General features: G+C 67.4%; 7 protein-coding genes and 1 pseudogene. 3 read left to right on the forward strand and 5 right to left on the reverse strand.

The genetic code is table 11. The features are described 5' to 3' along the window. Positions 1-7 precede the first annotated feature (7 nt). Positions 8-1,582, reverse strand: a complete 1,575-nt coding sequence (locus IBL25_RS12275) for an alpha-amylase family glycosyl hydrolase (RefSeq protein WP_187778831.1) — start codon at positions 1,580-1,582, stop codon at positions 8-10. Between the two features lie 79 nt (positions 1,583-1,661). Between IBL25_RS12275 and IBL25_RS12280 the strand changes: the two genes are divergently transcribed. Next, positions 1,662-3,332 (forward strand): alpha-amylase family protein, encoded by a 1,671-nt coding sequence (locus IBL25_RS12280; protein WP_187778832.1) that lies wholly within the window; start codon positions 1,662-1,664, stop codon positions 3,330-3,332. A gap of 36 nt (positions 3,333-3,368) precedes the next feature. Here the strand turns inward: IBL25_RS12280 and IBL25_RS12285 are convergent, their stop codons facing one another. Then, positions 3,369-3,782 (reverse strand): DoxX family protein, encoded by a 414-nt coding sequence (locus tag IBL25_RS12285; RefSeq protein WP_187778833.1) that lies wholly within the window; start codon positions 3,780-3,782, stop codon positions 3,369-3,371. Between the two features lie 234 nt (positions 3,783-4,016). On the opposite strand from IBL25_RS12285, the gene IBL25_RS12290 reads away from it, so the two are divergent. Then, positions 4,017-4,601: a class I SAM-dependent DNA methyltransferase gene (locus IBL25_RS12290; RefSeq protein WP_187778834.1), complete on the forward strand. Its 585-nt coding sequence runs from the start codon at positions 4,017-4,019 to the stop codon at positions 4,599-4,601. A 166-nt stretch (positions 4,602-4,767) separates the two neighbouring features. Further along, entirely contained in the window at positions 4,768-6,066 is a 1,299-nt protein-coding gene (locus IBL25_RS12295; protein WP_187778835.1) for a Gfo/Idh/MocA family protein, read from the forward strand. Positions 6,067-6,436: 370 nt separating this feature from the next. On the opposite strand, the gene IBL25_RS12300 is transcribed toward IBL25_RS12295, so the two are convergent. The 3 genes and pseudogenes from IBL25_RS12300 to IBL25_RS12310 form a co-directional block, all read right to left on the reverse strand. Continuing rightward, positions 6,437-6,793: a hypothetical protein gene (locus IBL25_RS12300; RefSeq protein WP_187778836.1), complete on the reverse strand. Its 357-nt coding sequence runs from the start codon at positions 6,791-6,793 to the stop codon at positions 6,437-6,439. Between the two features lie 205 nt (positions 6,794-6,998). Further along, complete coding sequence (locus tag IBL25_RS12305) at positions 6,999-7,991, reverse strand: TAXI family TRAP transporter solute-binding subunit (protein ID WP_187778837.1); 993 nt, start codon at positions 7,989-7,991, stop codon at positions 6,999-7,001. Between the two features lie 17 nt (positions 7,992-8,008). After that, a pseudogene (locus IBL25_RS12310) lies at positions 8,009-8,281 on the reverse strand (hypothetical protein); the annotation flags it as partial.

The following is an 8,281-nucleotide window of genomic DNA, read 5'->3' on the forward strand; positions in this document are numbered from 1 at the left end:
GCCTTTCTTACCCCAGTTCCAGCACCACGCCTTCGTCGCCGGCCAGGGGCAGCATGCCTCCCACTGGCTTCGCCGCCACCGGCGTGGTGGAGAGCAGCACCCGCGCCCCTTCCGGCACCGGCACGTCGCAGGGCGTCTGGCCCATGTTGAGCAGCACGCGCAACTGCTGCCCCGCATGGCTGCGGGTGAAGGAGAGCAGGTTGCCTTGCGCCGTCACCTCGCCGATGGCGCCGGCCACCAGGGCGGGGTTGTTCCGCCGCAGCGCGATCAATTGCCGGTAGAGCGCCAGCATGGAGCCCGATCGCCCCACCTGTGCCGCTACATTCACCTCCGCCGCGCCGGTGGGCAGCCAGGGGGTGCCGGTGGTGAAGCCACCATTGGGCGAGGCGTCCCAGAGCATCGGCGTGCGCTCCGGGTCGCGGCCGACGCCGATGCCGGGCTGGTTCTTCTCCGCCGGGTCCTGCACCAGATGCGGCGGGATGGGCAGGTCGGTCATGCCGATCTCGTCGCCGTAGTAGACTGTGGGGGTGCCACGCAGCGTCAGCAGCAGCATGGCGGCGACGCGCGCCTGGGCCGGGCCCACGCGCGTGGCGATGCGGGATTGGTCGTGGTTGCCCAGCACCCAGTTGGGCCAGGCATTGGGCGGCAGCGCGGCCTCGTAGTCCTGGATGATGCGGGCGACCTCGGCGGCGTTCCAGGGCGCGCGGATCAGCAGGAAGTTGAAAGGCAGATGCGCCCCGGTGCCTTCGTGGCCGTAATAGGCGACCAGCCTTTCCACCGGCAGGTAGATCTCGCCGATCAGCAGGCGGTGTTCATAGCCTTCCAGCACCTGGCGCATCTCGGCGATGATCCCGTGCACCTCCGGCTGGTCGGCGGTGTAGAGGTCCAGCAGCCGGTCGTGCTCGGACTGGCCGGGCGACCAGCCCGGGTTGGGCGGGTTGTCGCGGAACTGCTCGTCCTTGATCAGCAGCCAGATGACATCGACGCGGAAGCCATCGACGCCGCGCTCCAGCCAGAAGCGCAGCACATCCAGCATGGCGGCACGCACGGCGGGGTTGCGCCAGTTGAGGTCCGGCTGCTCCTTCAGGAAGGAATGCAGGTAGTACTGGCCGGTGGCCTCGTCCCATTCCCAGGCGCTGCCGCCGAAATGGCTGATCCAGTTGGTGGGCGGGCCGCCATCCGGCGCCGGGTCGCGCCAGATGTACCAGTCGCGCTTCTCGCTGGCGCGGCTGGCGCGGCTGTCGAGGAACCAGGGGTGCTGGTCGGAGCTGTGGTTCGGCACGAAATCCAGGATGACGCGCAGGCCCCGGCCATGCGCTGCCGCCACCAGCGCGTCGAAATCCTCCAGCGTGCCGAAGATCGGGTCCACGCCGCAGTAATCGGCCACGTCATAGCCGAAATCCGCCATGGGCGAGGGCTGGATGGGGGAAAGCCACAGCGCGTCCACGCCCAGCTCCACCAGATGGTCCAGCCGGGCGGCGATGCCGCGCAGGTCGCCCACGCCATCGCCGTTGCTGTCCTGGAAGGAGCGGGGATAGACTTGGTAGACCACGCCCCGCTGCCACCATGCCAGCTCATCCATGCCGAAACCCTTTTGCCTGTGTTCCGCTTACTGAACGCGGCCGTGGCAGTCCGGTTCCGGCCCCTCTGGGAAGGCGTGGATGATCAAGGACCTCTGGTACAAGAACGCCATTGTCTATTGCCTTTCCGTGGGCACCTACATGGATTCCAACGGCGATGGCGTCGGCGATTTCGAGGGGCTGGCGCGGCGGCTGGACTATATCCAGGGGCTTGGCGTCACCACCATCTGGCTGATGCCCTTCCAGCCCTCGCCGGGGCGCGACAATGGCTATGACGTCAGCGACTATTACAATGTCGATCCGCGCTACGGCACGCTGGGCGACTTCGTGGAATTCACCCATGGCTGCCACCAGCGCGGCATCCGCGTCATCATCGACCTGGTGGTGAACCATACCTCGGACCAGCATCCCTGGTTCCAGGAGGCACGGCGGGACCCGGATTCAAAGTACCGGGACTGGTATGTCTGGGCGGACCGCAAGCCCGCCAATGCAGGCGACGGCATCGTCTTTCCCGGCGTGCAGGATACCACCTGGACGCGGGATGCGATGGCGAAGAAGTATTATTTCCACCGCTTCTACGAATTCCAGCCGGACCTCAACACCGCCAACCCGCATGTGCAGGCCGAGATCCTGAAGATCATGGGCTTCTGGCTGCAGCTCGGCGTCTCCGGCTTCCGCATGGATGCCGTGCCCTTCGTGATCGCGAGAAAGGGCGCGGATGTGGAGAAGCCGCAGGAGCAGTTCGACATGCTCCGCACCTTCCGCGAGTTCCTGCAATGGCGGAAGGGCGACGCCATCATCCTGGCGGAAGCCAATATCCTGCCGAAGGACGACATGGCGTATTTCGGCGACGACGGCGACCGGATGCACATGATGTTCAACTTCCAGGTCAACCAGTCGCTCTTCTATGCCCTGGCCAGTGGCGAAACGGCGCCGCTGGTCAAGGCGCTGAAGGCCACCAAGCCGCGCCCGGCCACCGGGCAATGGGGTCAGTTCCTGCGCAACCATGATGAACTGGACCTGGGGCGCCTCAGCGAGAAGCAGCGCCAGGCGGTTTTCGCCGCCTTCGGCCCTGACAAGTCGATGCAGCTCTATGACCGTGGCATCCGCCGGCGCCTCGCGCCCATGCTGCAGGGGGACCGGCGGCGGCTGGAACTGGCCTATAGCCTGATGATGACGCTGCCCGGCACGCCGGTGCTGCGCTATGGCGACGAGATCGGTATGGGCGACGACCTTTCGCTGCCCGAGCGCGAATGCGCCCGCACGCCGATGCAATGGTCGGACGAGCCCCAGGCCGGCTTCACCAGGAGCGCGGCGCCGTTCAAGCCCGTCATCGCCAGCGGGCCCTACGGCTACGAGCATGTCAATGTCGCCCGCCAGCGCCGCGACCCGCAGTCGATGCTGAACTGGATGGAGCGCATCATCCGCATGCGCAAGGAAGTGCCCGAGATCGGCTGGGGCGATTTCGCGGTGGTGGAAACCGGCCGCCCCGATGTGCTGGCCCTGCGCTACGATTGGCGGGAGAATTCGGTGCTGGTGGTGCACAACCTCTCCGCCGAGGCCTGCGAGGTGGCGATCGACCCCGGCGCCGCCGGGGCGCATGACGGGCTGCTGGTCAATCTGCTCTCGGACGACCACAGCCGGCCGGAGGAGAGCGGCAGGCACAGTATCCTGCTGGAACCCTATGGCTACCGCTGGTTCCGCGTCGGCGGGCTGGATTACCTGCTCCGCCGCAGCGAGATCGAGACCTAGCGCGGGGCGGCCATGGCGGCCGCCCCGGCAGGCCGTTCAGGCGCGCCGGCCCGTGCCGCGGCGGCGCATGTGGTCCAGGCTCCAGGTGCCGCCGCCGGCCACCGAGAAATACAGGAACACGAAGCAGAAGAGGATGGCGGCATCGCCGCCGTTCAGCACCGGGAAGAAGTTCCGCGGCGCATGGGCCATGAAATAGGCGAAGGCCATCTGGCCCGAGAGCACGAAGGCCACCGGCCGGGTAAAGAGCCCCAGCACCAGCAGAATGCCGCCCACGATCTCCAGGACAGCGGCGAACCAGTAGAGCGTCAGGAAGGCCGGTGCCGGATTGGCCGAGGCCGGGAAGCCGAAGAGCTTCTGCGTGCCGTGTTCCATGAACAGCAGCGCGGCGACGATGCGCAGCACGCTTAGCACACGCGGCGCCCATTCGGCGGCCAGGGACTGGGTCTTCATCGGGTGAAATCTCCTTGCGGTGGTGCGGCCACGGGCCCTGGCGCCGCTGGTGGCGATGGGTCCTGTGCTGCCTTTCACCTGGAGGCAATCTTAGGAGATGCGCGTGGCCTTGCCACCGGGGTCTTCGCAACTCTGGCGCAGCCGGCGGGGTTGCTCCTGTCCGGCAGTAGCGCATATGCCCAAAAGCCCGCTCCACCCTTCTCCGCCGCGTCATGGCCGGATGGCGCCAGCACCATGAGCCGCGCGATGCAGTCCCTGCCGGCCAGCTATTTCGACGCGCTCTATGCCGCCGATCCTGACCCCTGGAAGTTCCGCAGCAGCCCCTATGAGGCCGCCAAATACGAGGCCACGCTGGCGGCCCTGCCGCGCCCGCATTATGGCAGCGTGCTGGAGATCGGCTGCTCCATCGGCGTGCTGACGCGGATGCTGGCGCCGCGCTGCGGCAGGCTGCTGGCGCTGGACGGCTCTGCCCGCGCCCTCGCCAGCGCGCGCCGCCATTGCGCCGGGCTGACGCAGGTGGATTTCGCGCAGCGGGAGATTCCACGCCAATGGCCGCGCGGCCAACATGACCTGATCCTGTTCTCCGAGGTGCTTTATTACCTGGATGAAGAGGATCTTGCCCGCACCGCCGCCCTGACCCTGCGCGCCCTTCGCCCGGCGGGCGAGGTCCTGCTGGTGCATTGGACCGGCACCACCGATTACCCGCTCTCGGGCGATGCGGCGGTGGAGGGTTTCATGGCCGCAACAGGGCAGGCGCTGGCGGTGATGGAGCAGAGCCGCAGGGAACGCTACCGCATGGACCTGCTGCGGCTGGCCTGAGCGCCAGCCTTTCCGGCCTCTGGTGGCACGCGGCGTTTTGTCACCCCGGGCGGCCGGCGCATTCCCGGCGGCCGGCGTCAATTCTTTGTTCCGTGGGCAGCGGTCATCCGAAGCTCCGCGCCGGCGTTTCCCCGCTATCCACCGCGCAGCCCACAGGATTTCCCCAATGACCCGCCGGCTTGATCTGTTGAACCGCCGCGGGGTCCTGGCCCTGAGCGGTGCCGGGGCCGCCAGCCTGGCGGCCGCCCCTTATGCCCAGGCACAGAACTACCCGCCCCCGAGCCCGGTGGATGCCGGGCGGGTGGAGAATGGCAAGGTGGTCTTCGACCCCTGGCGCTCCCCGGCTGATACGCCTTCCTCACCGCCGCCCGCGCCGCTGCCGCCGGCGGAGCGGGTAGGCTTCGCGATTGTGGGCCTTGGCCGGCTGGCACTCGAAGAAATCCTGCCGGCCTTCGGGGAAAGCAAGAAGGCCAGGCCCGTTGCGCTGGTCTCCGGCTCGCCGGAGAAGATGAAGGTGGCGGCCGCGCAATACGGCATCGATCCCGCCAGTTGCTACGACTATGCGGGCTTCGACCGCATCCGCGATAATCCGGCGGTGAAGGCCGTTTATGTCGTGCTGCCCAATGGCATGCACCGCGAGTATGTCGAACGCGCCGCCAGGGCCGGCAAGCATGTGCTCTGCGAGAAGCCCATGGCCACCGGCAGCGCCGATGCCCAGGCCATGGTGGATGCCTGCGCCGCCGCCGGCGTGAAGCTGATGGTCGCCTACCGCATCCAGTACGAGGCCTATAACCTGCGGCTGGCCAGCTTCGTGCGGCAGCAGACCTTTGGACGACTGGTGGGCATGAGCGCCATCAATGTCCAGACGGTGGCGGAGAATGGCGCGCAGCAATGGCGCCACAAGCGCGCGCTTTCCGGCGGTGGGTCCTTGCCGGATATCGGACTCTATTGCCTGAACACCGCGCGCTTCCTGACCGGCGAGGAGCCGGTGGAGATCTTCGCCAGCCAGTACAGCCCGCCCAACGACCCGCGCTATGCCGAGGTGGAGGAAACGGTCTCATTCACCCTGCGCTTCCCTTCCAATCTCCTGGTCAACTGCTTCACCAGCTATGGCGCGCGGGACGACAAGCACCAGCGGCTGAACTTCGAGCAGGCCACGGTGGACATGCCGAATGCCTATCTCTACCGGGGCCAGCGCATGACGGTCATCCAGCGCCAGGGCAATGCCACCGGTCAGACCGAGCTGGTGCTGCAACAGCCCAACCAGTTCGCCGAGGAACTGGACCATTTGGCGGAATGCGTGATCGGCAACCAGCGCCCCCGCACGCCGGGCGAGGAAGGCGTGCAGGACCATAAGCTGATGGAAGCCATCTATCGCGCCGCCGAAAGCGGCCAGACGGTGCGGCTGCCATCGGTGGAGAAGCCCGATGCTTTTCGTGGCCCGCCGCCCGGGTCCAGGCCTTAAGCCAGAGAACCTGGTCAGGCTAATGATCGATTGGCGGCCTCATGCCGTGCGCTCGCCAAGGCCTGGGATGCCGGCCACCTCCGCCAGCCTCTGAAGGTGCGTAGTGCTGAGATGGCCGTTCCCTTCTCCGCCTGTGCCACAGGCCGTGTCCGATGAAGTGTCGTGTCTGGCGCGGCCATAACCTCACCAGGCGCATGTTCAGGTGCGTGCAAGACCGGTGCCGCACCGCCACGCGCCACGGCCGCTTGGGCAGGAACGTCCTTCCGGCATCGTATCCGCCGCCACCGCTTGCCGATGGCTGACATGATGGAGCCGCCAGCCTGGGGCGGGCACTCCGATGAAGCCGGCCGCGGTGGCCTTTCAGCCGGATTCAGCGGAACGGTATCAAGGGTTGGGAGCCGACATTCACGCCACGCTCGGCGTCACGGTCACTCATGCGGTTCAGGTTGGACGTCGTGTCAGGCTGGTTGCTCAGGGCATTCTGCCCCTGCTGCGCACGCCGAAGGCTCTCCTCATTGAGACGTGCCGTCTCGTCGTTGTCCGAACCTTGTGAGGTTGAGCTCTGCCGGTTTGAGTTCCGGCGGTGCCTCTGCTGCACATACTCAAGGTCTGAAGGGCCTTGGCGTGAAATGCCCGGGGCAGTCTGGGCTGCTTGCGCCGCAGGTGTGCCGAAGGCAAGACCAGCCGCCATGAAGCTGAAGCTGGCCATCAGGATTCGAAACTGCATCTTGATGCTCCTTCTTACTCGCGTGTCAGTAAGATTTTCGCTCTCGAAATAGTTTCGCTCATGAACTTAAACAATCCGAGCGGCAGCAACGTCCTTCCTGTTGTTGCGCTTGCCGAAGCCGCCCGCCTCCGGCAGCCTGCCTGAGGCCGCGATTCAGGACGAAGCCCGACCAGGCAGGGCGCCTGACCGGACCTCATGTCTGCCTTCAGCGGGGCCGCGCCGCCTCGGCCACGGAGGGGGCGGAGGCCACGGTGAAGCGCGTCCAGCCCGGCACCTGCGCCGAGAGATTCACCTCCCGCCACTTCGGATGCCGTGGCGGGCGCAGGAAGGTATCGAACTTGGCGTAAAGCGCGTCGATGAAGGTGGCGACCTTGCGGTAGCGCTCGGTGCCCGGCTGCCAGGCATAGGCGGCCATCACGGCGCCCACCGCGATGGTTTCCACCTTCTGCCCCGCCGGGACCAGCCCGGGGTACTGCTCGGCCCCCAGTTCCGCCGGCAGATAGGTCTCCAGCAGCGCCGGGTTCAGCGGCAGCGGCAGGAAATGCAGCCCGGAATCGGCGGGAATGGAGGAGAAGAGCCGCGCCGGCTTGCCCGCCACATACATCAGCGCCGAGATCTCGCCCCGCCGGAGCTTTTCCAGCGCCAGGTCCTGCGTGTCGTTCACCATCTGCGGCTGCACGCCCAGCGCCTCGAAGACCAGGGAGGCGGTCATGGCGGTGCCGCTGCCGCGCAGGTCCACATTCACCGCGCGGCCGTTCAGGTCCTCGACCTTCGTGATGTCGCGCGCGGCGAGGAGATGCACTTCCTCGTCGTAGAGCTTGGCGATGTACTGGATCAGCTGGTCGCTGCCGGGAAACAGCCGCTGCCGCCGCACATAGGCCAGGGCGTCGGATTGCACGATGCCGATATCGATGCCGCGCACGAACATGATGTCCGAGATGTTCTGCACCGAGCCACGGCCGAGGATGGGCAGCACGCGCAGCTTGTCGCCATCGTCCAGCACCGCCGCGAGATCGGCGGCGATGCGGATATAAGTGCCATCGGCGCCACCCGAGATGACGCCGACGGTGCCGGCATTCGCCCGCGCCGTCATGGCGGCAAGGTTGGGAGGGTTCTGCGCGCTGGCGCCGCGCAACGCGGGCAGGGCCAGCGCGCCGGCCAGCAGCAGGCCCCGTCGTGTCGGCCGGATTCCGGTCATGGTGCTTCCTCCCCTCCTTATTCGGCGCCGAGCCGCCGCAGCAGTGCCGGCGCCTCGCCATCCCCCAGCGCGGCCGCCTTCCGGTACCAGTTCACGGCGGTGGCACGGTCGGGGCGGATGCCGCGCGCGTTGAGGCCGGAGAGGAAGGCGGGATCATAGGTCTTGCCGAGCGCCAGGGCGGCCCCGCCGCTGCCGCCGGCCGCCGCGCGCTCATACAGCAGCCGGGCGGCGGAAAGGTCGCCCAGGGCCAGCATGGCGTCGCCCCGCCGCAGCAGCGCCGCGAGCAGCTC

Origin of the sequence: Pseudoroseomonas ludipueritiae (assembly GCF_014490445.1) — a bacterium.
Classification (GTDB): domain Bacteria; phylum Pseudomonadota; class Alphaproteobacteria; order Acetobacterales; family Acetobacteraceae; genus Pseudoroseomonas; species Pseudoroseomonas ludipueritiae.

What these genes read in the sequence shown, in the direction of transcription:
- IBL25_RS12285 (WP_187778833.1), bottom strand. Translation starts at nt 3,782, where the DNA reads ATGAAGACCCAGTCCCTGGCCGCCGAATGGGCGCCGCGTGTGCTAAGC.
- IBL25_RS12280 (WP_187778832.1), top strand. Translation starts at nt 1,662, where the DNA reads ATGATCAAGGACCTCTGGTACAAGAACGCCATTGTCTATTGCCTTTCC.
- IBL25_RS12305 (WP_187778837.1), bottom strand. Translation starts at nt 7,991, where the DNA reads ATGACCGGAATCCGGCCGACACGACGGGGCCTGCTGCTGGCCGGCGCG.
- IBL25_RS12290 (WP_187778834.1), top strand. Translation starts at nt 4,017, where the DNA reads ATGAGCCGCGCGATGCAGTCCCTGCCGGCCAGCTATTTCGACGCGCTC.
- IBL25_RS12295 (WP_187778835.1), top strand. Translation starts at nt 4,768, where the DNA reads ATGACCCGCCGGCTTGATCTGTTGAACCGCCGCGGGGTCCTGGCCCTG.
- IBL25_RS12300 (WP_187778836.1), bottom strand. Translation starts at nt 6,793, where the DNA reads ATGCAGTTTCGAATCCTGATGGCCAGCTTCAGCTTCATGGCGGCTGGT.
- IBL25_RS12275 (WP_187778831.1), bottom strand. Translation starts at nt 1,582, where the DNA reads ATGGATGAGCTGGCATGGTGGCAGCGGGGCGTGGTCTACCAAGTCTAT.